General features: G+C 54.8%; 1 rRNA gene. It reads left to right on the top strand.

Annotated elements, in window-relative coordinates:
- Window positions 1–646 (top strand): 23S ribosomal RNA (locus AACU94_RS24475); the annotation flags it as partial.

Here is a 646-nt window from a genome sequence, read left to right as displayed (position 1 = left end):
CAAACTGCGAATACCGGAGAATGTTATCACGGGAGACACACGGCGGGTGCTAACGTCCGTCGTGAAGAGGGAAACAACCCAGACCGCCAGCTAAGGTCCCAAAGTCATGGTTAAGTGGGAAACGATGTGGGAAGGCCCAGACAGCCAGGATGTTGGCTTAGAAGCAGCCATCATTTAAAGAAAGCGTAATAGCTCACTGGTCGAGTCGGCCTGCGCGGAAGATGTAACGGGGCTAAACCATGCACCGAAGCTGCGGCAGCGACACTGTGTGTTGTTGGGTAGGGGAGCGTTCTGTAAGCCTGCGAAGGTGTGCTGTGAGGCATGCTGGAGGTATCAGAAGTGCGAATGCTGACATAAGTAACGATAAAGCGGGTGAAAAGCCCGCTCGCCGGAAGACCAAGGGTTCCTGTCCAACGTTAATCGGGGCAGGGTGAGTCGACCCCTAAGGCGAGGCCGAAAGGCGTAGTCGATGGGAAACAGGTTAATATTCCTGTACTTGGTGTTACTGCGAAGGGGGGACGGAGAAGGCTATGTTGGCCGGGCGACGGTTGTCCCGGTTTAAGCGTGTAGGCTGGTTTTCCAGGCAAATCCGGAAAACCAAGGCTGAGGCGTGATGACGAGGCACTACGGTGCTGAAGCAACAAAT

This window comes from Escherichia sp. E4702, from assembly GCF_963883545.1.
In the GTDB taxonomy this organism is placed as follows: domain Bacteria; phylum Pseudomonadota; class Gammaproteobacteria; order Enterobacterales; family Enterobacteriaceae; genus Escherichia.
The sequence above is the reverse complement of the archived record's forward strand: the minus strand, read 5'-3'. Positions and strand labels throughout refer to the sequence as shown.